Genomic DNA, 15,473 nt, shown 5'->3' on the forward strand with positions numbered 1-15,473 from the left:
TCACCGGCTGGCTGTCGTCCACCCGTGTGTAGACGCACGTCTACACACGGACCTACCGTGGTGGCGTGCGCACGATCGGGACACGCGAGCTCAAGCAGAACCCCCACGCGGTCATCGAGGCGGTCCTGGCTTCCGACCAGCCGATCGCGATCACGTCCCACGGGCGGCCGACGGGCGTCCGACTGCTCGCCGACCGGCCCGGACCAGCACCCTGGGTCCCCGGCACCGCGCTCGCGCGCCTCCGCACGGCGACGACCGACGACGGGCTGGTGCTGAAGGCGCAGATCGATGCCGCCCGGGACGAGGACCTCGTCGAGGACCCGTGGGAGCCGAGGCGGTGATTCTGCTCGACACGAACGTCCTCATCGACCTGCATCTCTACCGGTTCGAGCCCGACGAGACCTACGGCGCGAGCATCCTCTCCCGCGCGGAGCTCGAGTTCGGCGTCAACGCAGCGCCGACCGACGAGGCCGCGGCCGAGCGGCTCGCCCGGCTCCACGACCTCGACGCGGTCTTCGACTGGCTCGAGTTCGACAAGCCGTCGACGCGCTCGTACGGGATCGTCGCGCACCGAGCACGCGCCACCGGTGCGCGGGTCCGCGGCAAGGACGCTCTGATCGCCGCACAGGCGCACCGGCACGCGGCGCCCGTGATGACGGCGAACGTCGACGACTTCGCGCCCTTCAGCCACCTCGTCAGCGTGCTCCGACCGACACTGCTGTGAGTGGTCAGGAGGCGCGCTCGACCGCCTCGTGGACGAGGGACAGGAGCGCCTCGCCGTACGCGTCGGCGGCCGTCTCGGCGCCGAACACCTGCTCGGGGTGGCCCGGACGCTCGACGAGCACCTGGAACGACCCGTCCGTCGAACGGGCGAGGCTGCGGAACGTGCCGCCCAGCAGCTCGCGCAGCTGGTCCTCGCGCGGCAGCCACAGCGCGTCCTCCTGCGCGACCGAGTCGAGCGCCCATTCCGTCGTCCCGTTGAAGCCCAGCACCGTGCCCGTCGGGTAGGTGTGCGCCTCGATCGTCATCTCGCTGATCGTGAAGACCTCGCCGTACATCTCCGGGGACAGCACGGCGAAGCGGTCGCCGGACGACGGGCGCCAGCGCAGGCCGGCGTCGCGGAGGCGGAGCGCGAGATCCACGGTGATCATCGGTCCAGTATCCGCCGGTGGGGTGACGACGGCACCCGTCCGCCGCGCGCCCGTGACGGTCAGCCGACCACCAGCTCCTCGCCCGACGTCCTCGAGACCACCAGCCGTCGCACCCCCGACTCGACCCTGACCCCGGCGACGTCCCCGGTGATCCCGACGTCGCCGAACGTCCGCTCCCACGCCGGACGGCCCGTCGCGAGGTCGAACGCCCGCAGGACGTCGCCGCCCACGACGAGCACCGTCCGGCCGTCCGTCGCGAACGCGTCGCCGTCGACCCCGGTCGCGACGGACCACAGCCGCGAGCCGTCCTGCCCGTCGAGCAGCGCGAGCCCGTCGAAGGTCCGCACGAGGACGCGGCCGTCGAGCACGGCGAGCGGCATCCGCACCTCGGGGACGCTCCAGCGGTCCTCGTCGCCCGCACGGGCGGACAGCATCCCGCCGTCGAACGTGCTGCGCAGCACCAACGCCACCCCCTCCAGCGTGCCGTCGTCGACCTCCGGGTCGGCCAGCTCCTCCGTGGTGAGGAGCCCGTCGTCGCCCTGGACCGTCGCCGTCACGGGGACCAGCCGCCCGTCGCGTGCGCGCTCGTACTGGTGCGCGTCGTCCGGCGCCACCGAGCCCGCGAGCGCACCGGACGCCGACAGGAGCCAGTCGGCGCCGCTCCCCCGCAGGACGAGCTCGTCGCCCGCCGCGGTCACCGCCTCGAACGGCCACTCCACGAACGACTCGGTCGACGGCGAGGACGGGCTCGTCCACGTCCAGCGCGGAGCACCGGTCTCGGCGTCGGTCGCGACGACCTGCCACGCCTCCGGGCGATCCGTCGTCGCCGGACCGCCGTCGGCCGTCGTGCCTCGCGCGCGCACGAGCAGGTCACCGAGCACCAGGACGTGCTCGCCGTCGACGGCGGGAGCGGTCGAGCGCACCGTGCCGTCCGCCGGGTCGACGACCCACACCACCGAACCGCGCGGCGGCAGGCCGACGTGCTGCCCGAGCCCGACGCCGCACACCACGTCGCCGCCCGGTGCGCCCTCGGCGCACCACGGCTGCGCCCCGACGACGAACCCGTCCGCGCCGGCCACGCCCGGCTGCAGCGGGGGCACCTCGGTCGCGTCGACCGGCATCGGGACGGCCCACCGGCGGCGACCGTCGTCGGCGCCCAGGCCGACGAGCTCCACGCCCTCGTCGGTCTCCGTGGCGCCGACCAGCACGTCGCCGAGCAGCACTCCGGTGCGCAGCGTGGCCGACGTGTCGGGCGCGGCCGTCCACAGCACGCGCAGGTCCTCGCCGAACGGCGCGACCACCCCCGGCACGCCGGCGTACCGCGCCGCGAGCTCCGCGTCCGCCGCCTCGCGGCGCCGGTCGAGCACCGCCTGCCCGCCGAGGAGAGTCGCGGCCACCACGGCGACGCCGGTCATGGCGACCAGCGCAGCGCGCCGCCGGTGCCGCACCCGCTCGCGCCGCCCGCGGGACGGCGTGGGGTCCCCGGGGGCCGTGCCCTCGTCGTCCAGCTCGACCCGCCGCATTCGCGTCGCCATGCGGGCACCCTAGGGCGCGACAGGCCTGGTGGAAGCGGGTTTCACGGCGCGGCCACGGCCCGGGCGCCGTCCCTCCGCAGCGCCCGGGCCAGGCCGCGGGTCAGCGCGTGCTGAACGCCGCGTCGAAGGCCGCCGCGGGCGCGTCGAACGCGTTGCGGCGCACGAACTCGAGCGCCTCGGGCGCGCCGAGCAGACGGTCCATGCCGGCGTCCTCCCACTCGACCGAGATCGGGCCGTCGTACCCGATGTGGTTGAGCGCGCGGAACGACGCCTCCCACGGCACGTCGCCACGGCCGGTGGACACGAAGTCCCAGCCGCGCCGCGGGTCGGCCCACGCCAGGTGCGACGAGAGGCGGCCGTTGCGGCCGTTGCCGAGGCGGAGCTTCACGTCCTTGCAGTCCACGTGGTAGATCCGGTCCCGGAACTCCAGGAGGAAGTCGACCGGGTCGAGCTGCTGCCAGACGAAGTGGCTGGGGTCCCAGTTGAGGCCGAACGCCTCGCGGTGGCCGATGGCCTCCAGCGTCCGCACCGTGGTCCACCAGTCGTAGGCGATCTCGCTGGGGTGCACCTCGTGCGCGAACCGCACGCCGACCTCGTCGAACACGTCGAGGATCGGGTTCCAGCGGTCGGCGAAGTCCTGGTAGCCCGCGTCGACGGCCTCCTGCGAGACGGGCGGGAACATCGCGACGTACTTCCAGATGGACGAGCCGGTGAACCCGACGACGGTGTCGACCCCGAGCTTCGCGGCGAGGCGCGCGGTGTGCTGGATCTCCTCGGCCGCGCGCTGCCGCACGCCCTCCGGGTCGCCGTCGCCCCACACCCGGTCGGACAGCATGTCGCGGTGCCGCTGGTCGATGGGGTCGTCGCAGACCGCCTGGCCCTTGAGGTGGTTCGAGATCGCCCAGACCTTCAGGCCGTGCCGGTCGAGGACCTCGCGGCGCGAGTCGACGTACGCGTCGTCGTCCCACCGCCACGGGTCCAGGTGGTCGCCCCAGCAGGCGATCTCGAGGCCGTCGTAGCCCCAGCCGGCGGCGAGGCGCGCGACCTCCTCGAACGGCAGGTCGGCCCACTGGCCGGTGAACAACGTGATCGGGCGGGTCATCGCAGGTCCTCCGAGGTCGCGGGGGCGGGGATGTCGGTCCACGTGCTGCGGTCGGCGGCCGACCGCTCGACGGCGTCGAGCACGCGCTGCACCTGCAGGCCGTCGGCGAACGACGGCTCGGGCTGGTGGTGGGCGGCGACGTCGCGCACGAGGTCGACGGCCTGGTGCGTGAAGGCGTGCTCGTACCCGAGCCCGTGGCCGGCGGGCCACCAGGCGCCGACGTAGGCGTGCTCGGGCTCGGTGACGACGATCCGCCGGAACCCGGCCTCCCACGCGTCCTGGCGGGCGTCGAAGTAGTGCAGGACGTTCATGTCCTCGAAGTCGAACGCGAGCGAGCCCGCGGAGCCGTTCACCTCGAGGCGGATCGCGTTCTTGCGGCCGTACGCGAACCGGGTCGCCTCGAACGTCGCCAGCCCGCCGCCCGACAGGCGCGCGAGGAAGACGGCGGCGTCGTCGACCGTCACGGGCCCGGTGGCGCCGCCAGCCGCGCCCGTGCCCGAGAGCCCGCTGAACGCGTCCGCCAGCGGGCGCTCGCGGACGAACGTCTCCAGGAGCGCCGACACGCCCGTGAGGTGCTCGCCCGTGACGAACTGCGCGAGGTCGACGACGTGGGCGCCGATGTCCCCCAGGGCCCCGGACCCGGCCTTCTGCTTGTCGAGCCGCCACGACAGCGGCGCCTGCGGGTCGGCGATCCAGTCCTGCAGGTACTGCGCGCGCACGTGCCGGACGGTGCCGATGCGCCCCTCCTGCACGAGGCGTCGCGCGAGCTGGATCGCCGGGACGCGGCGGTACGTGAAGCCGACCATCGCGAGCGCACCCGACGACCGCGCCGCCTCGGCTGCGCGCACCATCGCCTCGGCCTCGGCGACCGAGTTGGCGAGCGGCTTCTCGCACAGCACGTGCTTGCCGGCCTCGAGCGAGGCGACCGCGATCTCCGCGTGCGTGTCACCCGGGGTGCACACGTCGACGAGGTCGACGTCGTCGCGCGCGACGAGCGCCTTCCAGTCGGTCTCGGTGTCGCGCCAGCCGAGCCGGTCCGCGGCCGCGCGCACCGCGTCGGCGTGCCGGCCCGCGACGACCGCCATGTCGGGGTGCAGCGGCAGGTCGAAGAAGCGGGGGGCGGTGCGCCACGCCTGCGAGTGGGCGACGCCCATGAAGGCGTACCCCACCATGCCGATGCCGAGCCGCGGGGGCGCGTCGGGTGCTGCCACGGGGTCCTCCTGGGTCGAGGGTGCGCCGGGCGGGCTGCGGGGGCCCGCCCGGCGCGGTTCGGGTGGGACGGTCAGGACTCGAACGCGGTCGGCAGGTACTCGTCGACGTTGTCCTTGGTGACGACGGGCGCGTAGAGCTGCACGGTGCGCGGCACCTCGACCTCGACGAGGTCGCTCATCGCCTTCTGCTGCACGAGCAGGCGGGCGAGCTTGATGCCGTCGGCGGCCTGCGTGGACGGGTAGACGACCGTCGCCTTGAGCACGGAGTCGTCCGCCTCGATGCGCTCCATGACGTTCTTCGAGCCGGCGCCGCCGACCATGATGAACTCGTCGCGGCCCGCGTTCTCGATCGCCGCCATGACGCCCACGCCCTGGTCGTCGTCGTGGTTCCAGATCGCGTCGAGCTCGGGCGCGGCCTGCAGCAGGTTCGCCGCGGCGGCCTCGCCGCCCTGGACGGTGAAGTCGGCCGCGACGCGGTTGCTCACCTCGAGCCCGCACTCGCCGAGCGCGTCCGCGAAGCCGCGGCTGCGGTCCTGCGTGAGCGGCAGCGAGTCGATGCCCGCGATCTCGGCGACCTTCGCACCGGCCGTGCCGCCGAGCTGTTCGCAGATGTAGTGGCCGGCGCTCACGCCCATGCCGTAGTTGTCGCCCAGCACGGTCGTGCGGGCCGCGTTCGGGTCGTCGAACTCACGGTCGACGTTGACGACGACGATGCCGGCCTGCATGGCCTCGATCGCGACCTCGGTCAGCGCGGCGCCGTCGAACGGCAGCAGCACGATCGCGTCGACGCCGTCGTTGATGAACTGCTCCACCTGGCTGATCTGCAGGTTGACGTCGTTCGTGGCCTCGGCCTGGACGAGCTCGACGTCCTCGTACTTCTCGGCCTCCGCGACCGCGGACTTCGTGATGGCACCCATCCAGCCGTGGTCGGCGGCGGGGGCCGAGAAGCCGATGGTGACGGTGTCGCCGGGCTCGTCGTTCTCGGTGCCCGGCACGGCCGCAGCGGCGCCGGTGCCGTCGTCGGACGTGTCCTGCGGGGTGTTCGAGGTGCAGCCGACGACGAGCGCGAGAGCGGCGGCGGTGCCGGCGAGCGCGAGCCAGCGGCGGCGCAGGGGTGCGGACATGACGATCCTCCTTGATCGGATGCTGCGGGGCTGCCAGGGGTGCGAGGGACGGGACAGCGGACTAGGTGACGGAGCGGGACCGCTCGGCGATGCGCTGCTGGAGGATGACCGCGACGACGATGATCACGCCCTTCGCGACCGCCTGCGCCGAGATGGACAGGTTGTTCTGCGTGAACACGTTGGTCAGCGTCGTGAAGATGAGGACGCCCAGCACGGTGCCGACGATCGTGCCGCGGCCGCCCGCGAGCAGCGTGCCGCCGACGACGACCGCGGCGATCGCGTCGAGCTCGTAGTACAGGCCGTTGGTCGAGGAGCCCGCGGTGGTGCGGCCGAGCATCATGACGCCGCCGATGCCCGCGGCCAGCCCGGCGAGCGCGTAGAGGTACATCGTGTGGCGGCGCACGTCGATGCCCGCGAGGCGTGCGGCCTCGGGGTTGCCGCCGACGGCGACCGTGCGGCGTCCGAACGTCGTGCGGTTGAGCAGGACCCACCCGACGACGGCGACGACCGCGAAGATCCACACGAGCACGGGCACGCCGAGCACGTCCTGCCGCATGACGTCGAGGAAGCTCTGCACGCGCACGACCTGCGTCTGCCGGTTGGCGATCATCTCCGCCAGGCCACGCGCGGCGACCATCATCGCGAGCGTCGCGATGAACGCGACGACCTTGCCGTACGCGATGAGCACGCCGTTGACGAGGCCCGCGCCGAGCCCCACGGCGAGCGCCGTGACCACGATGACCGACCAGTGGAAGTCGTCCGCCATGGCCTGCGTCGCGAGCGTCGACGCCCACACCGACGAGAGCCCGACGACCGACCCGACGGACAGGTCGATGCCACCCCCGGTGATGACGAACGTCATGCCGATCGAGAGCACCCCGAGGACCGCCGCGAGCCGCAGGATCGTCATGAGGTTGTCGATGCTCGCGAACCGGTCGCCCGCGGTCACGACCCCGACGACGCACACCAGCACGAGCGCGATGACGAGGCCGAGGTTGCGGCCTGCCGCCCCGCGCAGCGGGTTGCGCGCGCGCCGGTCGACCGCGGTGACGCTGCCGGCCTTCTCGACGCGCGAGGACTCGTCCGCGGCGGGGACGCGCGCGGAGGCCGAGGTTCCGTGCTCGCTCACGCGGCACTCCCTTCCATGACGAGGTCGAGCACCCGGTGCTCGTCGATCTGGGACGCGGGGCCGGCGTGCACGACGCGCCCCTCGGACAGGACGACGACGCGGTCGGACAGGCCGAGCACCTCGTCGATCTCGCTGGACACGACGACGACGGCGGCGCCCTGGGCGGCGAGCTCCGCGACGATGCCGTAGATCTCGGCCCGCGCCCCGACGTCGACGCCGCGGGTGGGCTCGTCGAGCAGCAGCACCCGGCAGCCGTGCACGAGCCAGCGGGCCAGGAGCACCTTCTGCTGGTTGCCGCCCGACAGCGTGCGCGCCGTGCGCTCGGGGTCGGCGGGGCGCAGGTCGAGCGCTGCGATCTGCTCGCGGGCCGCGCGCCGCTCGGCGGCCTCGTCGAGCAGCGAGCCGCGGGCCGTGCGGGCGAACGTGGACAGCGTGATGTTCCGGTAGACGGGCTCGTCGAGCAGCAGCCCCTGGCTCTTGCGCTCCTCGGGGCACAGGCCGATGCCGGCGCGCACGGCGGCGCCGACCGACCCCGGGCGCACGGGCGTGCCGTCGACACGGACGGTCCCCGCGACCGGGCGGCGGGCGCCGAAGACGGTCTCGAGCACCTCCGAGCGTCCGGACCCGACGAGCCCGGCGAGACCGACGACCTCGCCGGCGCGCACGTCGAACGAGACGTCGTGCAGCTCGCCGCGCACGGTCAGCCCCTCGACGGACAGCACGACGGGGGCGTCGGGGGCGACGGGCGGGCGGCGCGGGATCGCGTACTCGACGGTGCGTCCGGTCATGAGGCGGATGAGCTCGGCGGTCGGCGTCCCGGCCGCGGGCAGCCCGGTCGCGACCGTGCGCCCGTCCTTGAGCACCGTGATGCGGTCGCCGATCTGCCGGATCTCCTCCAGGCGGTGCGAGATGTAGACGACGGCGACGCCCTGCGCGGTGAGCTCGCGCACGACGCGGAACAGGTTGGCGACCTCTTCGCTGTCGAGCACGGCCGACGGCTCGTCCATGACGATGACGCGCGCGTCGTGGGACAGCGCGCGCGCCATGCTGACGATCTGCTTGCCCGCGGCGGAGAGGCTGCCGACCTCGCGGTGCGGCGAGATGTCGGGGTGGCCGAGGCGCCGCAGCAGCTCGCGCGTGCGCTGGGTGGCGGCGCGCCGCTGCGTGAAGCCGCCGCTCGCGAGCTCGTGGCCGAGGTAGACGTTCTCGGCGACGGACAGCCCGTCGACGACGTCGAGCTCCTGGTACATGGTCGCGACGCCGAGCCGCAGGCCCGCGACGGGGTGCGCGATCGTGACGGGCGTGCCGTCGAGCAGGACCTGCCCCTCGTCCGGCTGGTGGGCACCGGCGAGGACCTTGATGAGCGTCGACTTGCCGGCGCCGTTCTGGCCGAGCAGGCAGTGCACCTCGCCGGCCCGGACGTCGAGGTCGACGCCGTCGAGCGCCCGGGCACCGGGGAACTGCTTGACGATGCCGCGCATCTGGAGGACGGGGGTCTCGTCTGGGGCGTCGGCGTGGCGGGCCCCCGGGGTGCCGGGCGTCGGTGCGGACGGGGCGTGGTGTCGGTCGTCGGTGACCATGCGGCCGAACGTAGGGCCACTTCTGCCGACCGTCAAGCAAAAGTTGCCCGGGATGTGTCATGGTTATGCGAACGTGACCCGCCAAAGAGGGGATGGTTCACTGTGCGCATGGACGAGCTGAAGGTCGCGCCCCGCCCGACCGGCGTCGGCGAGATGTTCCAGCTCCTGCGCGACGGACAGCCCCGCACCCGCTCCGACCTGGCCTCTCTCACCGGGCAGGCCCGCTCGACCATCGCCGCCCGTGTCGACGCGCTCCTCGGGTCGGGCCTCGTCTCCCCCGCGGGCGAGGCCACGTCCACCGGCGGGCGGCCGCCCGCGACGTTCGCGTTCAACCCCGCGGCGCGCGTCGTGCTCGCCGTCGACCTCGGCGCCACGCACTCCCGGCTCGCCGTGACCGACCTCGCCGGGACCGTGCTCGCCGAGCAGGGCGAGCAGATCGCCATCGCCGACGGCCCGCGACCCGTGCTCGACCGCGTCGCCGACCTCGGCCTCGAGCTGCTCGCGCAGGCACGACGCGACCCCCGCGACCTCGTCAGCGTCGGCGTCGGGCTGCCCGGCCCCGTCGAGCACTCCACCGGGCGACCCATCAACCCGCCGATCATGCCGGGCTGGGACGACGCCGACGTGCCCGGCCTGCTGACCTACCGGCTCGGCGTCCCCGTCCTGGTCGACAACGACGTCAACATCATGGCCGTCGGCGAGCACGCCGCCGCGTGGCGCTCCGTCGACCACCTGCTCTTCGTCAAGGTCGCCACGGGCATCGGCGCGGGGATCATCTCCGACGGCGCGATCCGGCGCGGCGCGCAGGGCGCCGCGGGCGACCTCGGGCACGTCGCGGTCCCGGGCGGCTCGGACCTGCCGTGCCGCTGCGGCAACACCGGCTGCCTCGAAGCCGTCGCCGCCGGTCCCGCCATCGCGGCCGCCCTCAGCGCGCGTGGCCTCGCCGCGCACGACAGCGCCGACGTCGTCGCGCTCGTCCGCTCGGGCGACCCGGCCGCCGGCCGCGAGGTGCGCGACGCCGGACGCCACATCGGCGAGGTGCTCGCCGCGTGCGTGAGCATGCTCAACCCGTCGACGATCGTCGTCGGCGGCATCGTCGCCGAGGCCGGCGAACAGCTCCTCGCAGGCATCCGCGAGGTCGTCTACCGCCGCTCGCTGCCGCTCGCGACCCAGCACCTGCGGATCGTCACGTCGCGCACCGGCGCCCGCGCCGGCGTGCTCGGCGCGGCGACCATGGCCGCCGAGCACGTGCTCTCCGCCGCCGCGGTCGACGCCCTCGTCTCCTGACCCCGCGGCGTCGGGTGGTCGCGCCGGTCGGCGTGCCCGGCCAGGCGTCAGGCGGTCGTCGCCCCGGCGGCGCCCCGGTCGGGCGTCGGGCGGTCGCCACCGGCCGCGACCCGGTCAGGCGTCGAGCGCGCGCTCCAGGTACGCGTACCGGTCGGCCGGGGCGAACCCCAGGCGGCCGTACAGCCGGGCGGCAGCCGTGTTGTGCGGCTCCACCTGCAGGAACGCGCGCCGTGCGCCGTGCGCGCGTGCCACGTCGACGGCCCGCAGCGTGAGCGTCCGCGCCAGGCCGCGGCGGCGGGCCTCCGGCGCCACGACGAGGCACGACAGCCCCACCCAGTCCTCGGCGAACGCCGCCCGCACCGCACCGACGGGCCTGCCGTGGTCGAGCGCGGTGAGGTAGACGGCCGACGAGCCCTCGAGGATCGCGCGGGCCGTCGGCACGTCCGCCCCCGCGCTCTTCACCCCGAGCCACGCCCCGAGCCACGCGTCGTCCGGGTGCGCCGCGACGCGGATGTCCGCCGCAGCCCGTGGGTCGACCGGCCAGGGCGCGTCGAGGTCCCGGACGAGGACGTCGGCGCCCGACGCCACGACGTAACCGCGCGCCAGCAGCGCCTGCTCGACGGCGGCGCCGCCCGTCGTCGGCCCCACCCGGACGACCGACGCCTGCCCCGCCTCGGCGTACAGGCGCTCGACCTCGTCGACCGCGGCGCCGACGTCCGCCGGCCGGGTCAGCGGCAGCGCGCTGTTCGCGCGCCGCGTCAGCCCGCCCGACAGCCCGACGCGCCACCCGTCCGACGTCACGACCGTCCGCAGCGGGGGCCACGTCGCGGCCTCGACGAGGGCACCCGGCGCGTCCGGCGGCGTCCACGTGAGCACCTGCACGTGCACGTGCTCGTGCGCCCAGTCCCGTGCCGGTGCCGGCACGAACCCCAGGCGCTCGTACAGCCGCCGCGCCGCCCGCATCGCCTCGATCGTCGACAGCACCACGCGCCGCGCGCCCTCGGCGACCGCGTGCCGCAGCGCTGCCGCCATGAGCGCCTCCGCGACGCCGCGCCCGCGGGCCTCGGCCGCGACCGCGAGCATCCGGACCTCGAGCTCGCCCGGCTCGGCGACCTCCGCGTACGACGTGCCGTAGGGCGCGAGCGTCACGGTGCCGACGACGACGTCCCCGTCGGGCGCGCCACCCCGCTCGACCCCGCCGCGCGGGACGACCGCGACCAGGAGCACCGCCTCGCGCACCCGCCGCCGGGCGTCGCGCAGCTCCGCCGTGTAGTCGTCCTCGTCACGCAGCAGGCCGTCGGCGACGTACGCCTCGGCGGTCAGCGCGCCGGCGTCGTCGACGTCCGCACCCGTCGCCCGCCGCACCACCGGACCGGTGTCGGTCGCGACCTTCACGCGTCGCCGCCCTCCGCGCCCGCACCCGCACGGGGCGCCGCCGCGTCGTCCGCGCCCGGGGCTGGCCGGTCGGCGGCTCCGTCGCCGGCTGCCCCGTCCGCCACGGCAGCCGGACCGCCCGCGAGAAGCGCCTCGAACCCCGCCTCGTCGAGGATGCGCAGCCCCAGCTCGCGTGCCTTCGTCTCCTTCGACCCCGCGTTCTCCCCCACGACCACGAAGTCGGTCTTCTTCGAGACGCTGCCGGCCGCCTTGCCGCCGCGCGACAGGATCGCCTCCTTCGCCTCGTCGCGGCTGAACCGCTCGAGGCCGCCCGTGACGACGACCGTCAGGCCGCGCACGGTCCCGCCCTCGTCCGCGACCTCGAGGGTGCGGGCCACCTGCTCGCCCGCGGTGTCCGCCATGCGCACCCCGGCCGCGGCCCACGCGTCGACGACCGCGGCGTGCCACGGCGTCGCGAACCAGTCGACGAGCGACTGCGCGATCGTCGGGCCGACCCCGTCCACTCCCGACAGCCGTTCGGCCGCCGCGACCGGGTCGCCCTCGACGACCTCGCGCAGCGCCGCCATGGACCGGAACTCCTGGGCGAGCGCGCGGGCCGCGGTCGGGCCGACGTTGCGGATGCTCAGCGCGACGAGCACACGCCAGAGCTCCTTCTCCTTGGCCAGGTCGAGCTGGTCCAGCAGCGTGCGCGCCGCGGTCGAGGGCTCCCAGTCGGGCAGCTCCCGCCCGTCGGCCTCGGCGCGGGCGCGCTCGGCCTTCGACCACGTGAGCTGCCGGCGGAACGGCGCCCGCCGGCGCACGTTGCCGTCCTCGTCCTCGCGCGGCAGCCCCGTCTCGGGGTCACGCACGACGACCTCGATCGCGCCGAGCGTGCGCAGGCTCGCGTCCCGCACGCGCGCCCGCTCGTCCTGCGGGGCGTCCGGCCCGTACCCGACGAGCGCGAACAGGTCGGCCTCGGTGCGCAGCGGCGGCGTGCTCGGCACGTCGGGCTGCGTGAGCGCCGCGGCCGTGACCTCGCCGAGCGCCTCGATGTCGAACGCGCCGCGCGAGCCGATGTGCTCGACGCGACCGCGGACCTGCGCGGGGCACGACTCGGCGTTGGGGCAGCGCAGGTCGACGTCGCCCTCGCGCATGGGCCGCAGCGGGGTGCCGCACTCGGGGCAGTCCGCCGGCATGTGCCACTCGACACGCTCGACCGTGTCGTCCGGCGCCTGCGGTGCCGGGCCCACGATCTCGGGGATGACGTCGCCCGCCTTGCGGAGCACGACCATGTCCCCGACGCGCACCCCCTTGGCGCGGACCACGTCCTGGTTGTGCAGCGTCGCCTGCCGCACCGTGCTGCCCGAGACGAACACCGGCTCCATCACCGCGAAGGGCGTCGCGCGGCCCGTGCGCCCGATCCCGAGCTCGATCGCGAGCAGTCGCGTCACGACCTCCTCGGGCGGGTACTTGTACGCGATGGCCCAGCGGGGCGCGCGGCTCGTCGCGCCGAGGCGGCGCTGCAGGTCGATCTCGTCGACCTTGACGACGACCCCGTCGATCTCGTGCTCGACGTCGTGCCGGTGCTCGCCGTAGTACGCGATCATCTCCCGCACCCCGTCGAGCCCGTCGACCACACGCGTGTGGGACGACGTCGGCACGCCCCACGACGCGAGCAGGTCGTACACCTGCGACTGCCGCTCGATGCCCGGCCCGCCCGCCGACCCGCGCTCGAACGCGCCGATGCCGTGCGCGTACATCCCGAGCGGCCGTGACGCGGTGACGCGCGGGTCCTTCTGCCGCAGCGAGCCCGCCGCCGCGTTGCGCGGGTTCGCGAACGGAGCCTTGCCCGCGGCGACCTGCGCCTCGTTGAGGCGCGCGAACGCCTCGACCGGCAGGAACACCTCGCCGCGGATCTCGATGACGTCCGGGTGCGTGGCAGGGTCGCCCCCGAGCACGTCCGGCACCGACGCGATCGTGCGGACGTTGAGCGTCACGTCCTCGCCCGTGCGCCCGTCGCCGCGGGTCGCGGCACGCACGAGCCGCGCCGGCTCACCCGGCCGGGGACGCTGGTAGAGCAGCGCGATCGCGAGCCCGTCGATCTTCAGCTCGCACAGGTAGTGCGGAGCCGCGGCGCCGAGGTCGCGCAGCGCGCGGTCGGCCCACGCCGCGACGTCCTCGTCGGAGAACGCGTTGTCCAGCGACAGCATGCGCTGCACGTGCGCGGCCGTCGCGAAGTCGGTGGAGAACGTCCCGCCGACCCGCTGCGTAGGGGACTGCGGCGTCACGAGACCCGGGTAGCGCTCCTCGAGCTCGGCGAGCTCGCGCAGCCGCGCGTCGTAGTCGGCGTCCGAGGACGGCGGGGCGTCGAGCACGTAGTACGCGAACTGGTCGGCGTCGATGCGCTCGACCAGCTCCGACCAGCGGTGCCGCGCCTGCGCAGGGACCTCCTGGGCGGCGTCCCCCGCGGGTGCGTCGTGCGGTCCGGGGGCGGCGGGGGCGTCGTCGACGGCGTCAGTCACCCGCCCATCATCGCGCCGACCACCCACACGTGCCGCCGTGTGCGACACGCCGGACGCCGAGGTCAGCGCGCGGCGGGGCGCAGCCGCGGCACGAGCACGAGCGCCGCGGTCGCGAGGATGCCGCCGCCCGCGAGGACGGCGCCCGCGGCGGCGAGCCCGGCGGGTGCCGAGGCCACGACGACCTCGCGGCGCTCGCCGTCGACCTCCCAGGAGCACACCGACTGCGGCGGCGCGACGAGGTAGCGCACCTCGGCACCCGCCTCGTCCGCGGCGTACGCCGTGAGGCACGGCTCGTCCTCGCCGGCCGCCGACGCCTGCAGCGTGCGCGTCCCGACGCCCACCCACACGACGACGAGCAGCACGATGCCGACGATGGCCGCCCCCGTGGCGACGAGCAGCGCCACGGCCTGCCTCCGGCTCGTGACGACGCCCCGCCGGGGCCTGTCCTGGGTCACGCTCATGCCTCCGCTCGTTCCGCGACGATCCGCCCGGCCCGCACGAGCCCGGCCAGGGCCGCGCGGGCGTCGTCGGGCGTGACCCGCCCGGGCGCCTCGCCGGCCAGCAGCACCACGTCCCGCAGCCCCGTCACGGGCAGGCCGACGGAGCGCCAGGGACGGGTCAGGACGTCCGCCTGGCCCACCACGTCGGGCCCGGCGCACTGCGACGAGCCCTGCGGGGGCAGCTCGGCCCACAGCCGCAGCCCGCCCTCGACGGCCTCCGCGACGCGTTCCCAGCCGCGCTCGTCGAGCCCTTCCACCGCGAGCGCGAGCCCGTCGACGCCAGCCGCCCGGACCGCGGGCACCGCCGCCCACGCGGACCCGCCGTGCACCGCGACACCGGCAGCCCCCGCCGCCCGGACGCCCTGGGCCACGGTCGCGACGCGCTCGGCCGCGAGCGGCCCCGGGACGGCCCGCAGCGCCGCGTACCCGGAGAACGTCGGGAGCACGCCGGCGACGACCTGCGCGAGCAGCGGCTCGTGCAGCAGGACGGTCACCTCCGCACCCGGCACCGCCCGCCGCAGCGCCGCGACGTGCTCCCCCACGCCCACCGCGAGCGACTGCGCGACCTCGCGCACCGCGCCGGGGTCGGACAGCACACGGTCGCCGCGCGCCAGGTAGAGCTGCGCGGCCAGGGTCATCGGGCCGGCCACCGGCACGACGAGCGGTCCCACGTACCCGTGCGCGGCCACCGCGAGCGCGTCGAGGTCCTCGCGGACCAGCGCCTGGGCACGGGTGAGGTCGCGCCCCGGCCGGTCGGCGAGCTTCCAGCCGTGCGGGCCGAGCTCGGCCGGGACCTCGGTGAGCAGCGCCGCCGCCCGCCCCGTCCGGTCGGCCCACGGCCCGCGGTCCGGGAGCAGCACCGTGAACGGCAGCCCCTGGACGTCCGACGAAACGTCGACGAGGTCGCCGACGACGGTCGACTGCGCCTCGAGCACGTCGGTGCCCGGCCACGGTCCCG

The 15,473-nt window shown here is 75.3% G+C and carries 14 protein-coding genes; 3 read left to right on the forward strand and 11 right to left on the reverse strand.

Annotated features, from left to right (window positions below):
- The first annotated feature begins 65 nt into the window (after positions 1–65).
- Together CELF_RS13815 and CELF_RS13820 are read left to right on the forward strand one after the other, a co-directional pair.
- Positions 66–341, forward strand: coding sequence for a type II toxin-antitoxin system Phd/YefM family antitoxin (locus tag CELF_RS13815; RefSeq protein WP_013771890.1), 276 nt, complete (start codon positions 66–68; stop codon positions 339–341).
- On the forward strand, positions 338–724 hold the full coding sequence (locus CELF_RS13820; protein ID WP_013771891.1) for a PIN domain-containing protein: 387 nt from the start codon (positions 338–340) through the stop codon (positions 722–724). Before CELF_RS13815 ends, CELF_RS13820 begins: the two co-directional genes overlap by 4 nt.
- A gap of 4 nt (positions 725–728) precedes the next feature.
- Here CELF_RS13820 and CELF_RS13825 read toward each other — a convergent pair whose 3' ends face one another.
- From CELF_RS13825 to CELF_RS13855, 7 genes are all read right to left on the reverse strand, one after another.
- On the reverse strand, positions 729–1,151 hold the full coding sequence (locus tag CELF_RS13825; RefSeq protein ID WP_013771892.1) for a hypothetical protein: 423 nt from the start codon (positions 1,149–1,151) through the stop codon (positions 729–731).
- Positions 1,152–1,210: 59 nt separating this feature from the next.
- Positions 1,211–2,686, reverse strand: a complete 1,476-nt coding sequence (locus CELF_RS13830) for an outer membrane protein assembly factor BamB family protein (RefSeq protein WP_013771893.1) — start codon at positions 2,684–2,686, stop codon at positions 1,211–1,213.
- A gap of 100 nt (positions 2,687–2,786) precedes the next feature.
- Positions 2,787–3,788, reverse strand: a complete 1,002-nt coding sequence (locus tag CELF_RS13835; RefSeq protein ID WP_013771894.1) for a sugar phosphate isomerase/epimerase family protein — start codon at positions 3,786–3,788, stop codon at positions 2,787–2,789.
- A complete protein-coding gene (locus CELF_RS13840; RefSeq protein WP_049791575.1) occupies positions 3,785–4,960 on the reverse strand; it encodes a Gfo/Idh/MocA family protein in 1,176 nt (391 codons plus the stop codon). The genes CELF_RS13835 and CELF_RS13840 overlap by 4 nt, the downstream gene beginning before the upstream one ends.
- A gap of 110 nt (positions 4,961–5,070) precedes the next feature.
- Positions 5,071–6,123 (reverse strand): substrate-binding domain-containing protein, encoded by a 1,053-nt coding sequence (locus CELF_RS13845; protein ID WP_013771896.1) that lies wholly within the window; start codon positions 6,121–6,123, stop codon positions 5,071–5,073.
- A 61-nt stretch (positions 6,124–6,184) separates the two neighbouring features.
- Positions 6,185–7,252, reverse strand: coding sequence for an ABC transporter permease (locus tag CELF_RS13850; protein ID WP_013771897.1), 1,068 nt, complete (start codon positions 7,250–7,252; stop codon positions 6,185–6,187).
- The gene (locus CELF_RS13855) at positions 7,249–8,832 is read right to left on the reverse strand and encodes a sugar ABC transporter ATP-binding protein (protein ID WP_013771898.1); all 1,584 of its coding nucleotides are present in this window, start codon (positions 8,830–8,832) and stop codon (positions 7,249–7,251) included. Before CELF_RS13855 ends, CELF_RS13850 begins: the two co-directional genes overlap by 4 nt.
- 108 nt (positions 8,833–8,940) lie before the next feature.
- Here CELF_RS13855 and CELF_RS13860 point away from each other — a divergent pair, with 108 nt between their 5' ends.
- Positions 8,941–10,119 carry an ROK family protein gene (locus tag CELF_RS13860; protein WP_013771899.1) on the forward strand — a complete coding sequence of 393 codons (1,179 nt, stop codon included), beginning with the start codon at positions 8,941–8,943 and terminating at the stop codon, positions 10,117–10,119.
- 114 nt (positions 10,120–10,233) lie between these two features.
- Here CELF_RS13860 and CELF_RS13865 read toward each other — a convergent pair whose 3' ends face one another.
- From CELF_RS13865 to CELF_RS13880, 4 genes are all read right to left on the reverse strand, one after another.
- Positions 10,234–11,514, reverse strand: coding sequence for a GNAT family N-acetyltransferase (locus CELF_RS13865; protein ID WP_013771900.1), 1,281 nt, complete (start codon positions 11,512–11,514; stop codon positions 10,234–10,236).
- Positions 11,511–14,015: an NAD-dependent DNA ligase LigA gene (ligA, locus tag CELF_RS13870; protein WP_013771901.1), complete on the reverse strand. Its 2,505-nt coding sequence runs from the start codon at positions 14,013–14,015 to the stop codon at positions 11,511–11,513. The genes CELF_RS13865 and ligA overlap by 4 nt, the downstream gene beginning before the upstream one ends.
- A 62-nt stretch (positions 14,016–14,077) precedes the next feature.
- Positions 14,078–14,476 carry a hypothetical protein gene (locus CELF_RS13875; RefSeq protein WP_126297790.1) on the reverse strand — a complete coding sequence of 133 codons (399 nt, stop codon included), beginning with the start codon at positions 14,474–14,476 and terminating at the stop codon, positions 14,078–14,080.
- Positions 14,473–15,450, reverse strand: coding sequence for a uroporphyrinogen decarboxylase/cobalamine-independent methonine synthase family protein (locus CELF_RS13880; RefSeq protein WP_232014247.1), 978 nt, complete (start codon positions 15,448–15,450; stop codon positions 14,473–14,475). The genes CELF_RS13875 and CELF_RS13880 overlap by 4 nt, the downstream gene beginning before the upstream one ends.
- Positions 15,451–15,473 lie beyond the last annotated feature (23 nt).

Source organism: Cellulomonas fimi ATCC 484, assembly GCF_000212695.1.
Classification (GTDB): Bacteria; Actinomycetota; Actinomycetes; order Actinomycetales; family Cellulomonadaceae; genus Cellulomonas; species Cellulomonas fimi.

What these genes read in the sequence shown, in the direction of transcription:
- CELF_RS13825 (WP_013771892.1), bottom strand. Translation starts at nt 1,151, where the DNA reads ATGATCACCGTGGATCTCGCGCTCCGCCTCCGCGACGCCGGCCTGCGC.
- CELF_RS13830 (WP_013771893.1), bottom strand. Translation starts at nt 2,686, where the DNA reads ATGGCGACGCGAATGCGGCGGGTCGAGCTGGACGACGAGGGCACGGCC.
- CELF_RS13835 (WP_013771894.1), bottom strand. Translation starts at nt 3,788, where the DNA reads ATGACCCGCCCGATCACGTTGTTCACCGGCCAGTGGGCCGACCTGCCG.
- CELF_RS13840 (WP_049791575.1), bottom strand. Translation starts at nt 4,960, where the DNA reads ATGGTGGGGTACGCCTTCATGGGCGTCGCCCACTCGCAGGCGTGGCGC.
- CELF_RS13845 (WP_013771896.1), bottom strand. Translation starts at nt 6,123, where the DNA reads ATGTCCGCACCCCTGCGCCGCCGCTGGCTCGCGCTCGCCGGCACCGCC.
- CELF_RS13855 (WP_013771898.1), bottom strand. Translation starts at nt 8,832, where the DNA reads ATGGTCACCGACGACCGACACCACGCCCCGTCCGCACCGACGCCCGGC.
- CELF_RS13860 (WP_013771899.1), top strand. Translation starts at nt 8,941, where the DNA reads ATGGACGAGCTGAAGGTCGCGCCCCGCCCGACCGGCGTCGGCGAGATG.
- CELF_RS13875 (WP_126297790.1), bottom strand. Translation starts at nt 14,476, where the DNA reads ATGAGCGTGACCCAGGACAGGCCCCGGCGGGGCGTCGTCACGAGCCGG.